The 412-nt window shown below is 54.6% G+C and carries 1 protein-coding gene and 1 pseudogene; one reads left to right on the top strand and one right to left on the bottom strand.

Translation table 11 applies throughout. The features are described from left to right. Positions 1-264: pseudogene (locus tag AC3XQU_RS23050) on the bottom strand (substrate-binding domain-containing protein); the annotation flags it as partial. Between AC3XQU_RS23050 and AC3XQU_RS23045 the strand changes: the two are divergent. Next, on the top strand, positions 222-412 hold a 191-nt coding region (locus AC3XQU_RS23045; RefSeq protein WP_489876485.1), incomplete at its 3' end, for a helix-turn-helix domain-containing protein. The pseudogene AC3XQU_RS23050 and the gene AC3XQU_RS23045 overlap by 43 nt on opposite strands.

Below are 412 nucleotides of genomic sequence, written 5' to 3'. Positions count from 1 at the left end.
CTCTGCGCGCTGAAGGGCAAGAAGCGTTATGAGGCAAGAGGATGGCACTCCAGGTGCGATAGCAAGCCTGAAATGGGAAAACTGGCTGGTGGCGTCATGCATGAGGGCCCCCAATAAGCGATCTGTCCAGAAAGGCAAACCAGCGTCGCAGTAAAGAGTGAAGTTTAACGTCGTTATCTTTAACGTGGTTAATTGTGGCAGATTGTTTGACGCTTCTGCTAATGCAGAAATCAACAATTCAGCCAGGCCGTCCTTCTGGCACATCGACGTATGAATCCGAGTCGGCGTTAGCCTTCGGACAGGCCGTGCGCGCTGCGCGCGTCGCTCAAGGAGTCGCGCAAGACGAGTTCGCATCTCGGGCAAGCATTTCGCGTTCTCACATGGGTAAGATCGAGCGTGGTGAGCACGTGCC

It is taken from the genome of Telluria sp. AZSoR62, assembly GCF_058111565.1.
This window is presented reverse-complemented; position numbering and strand designations above follow the sequence as displayed.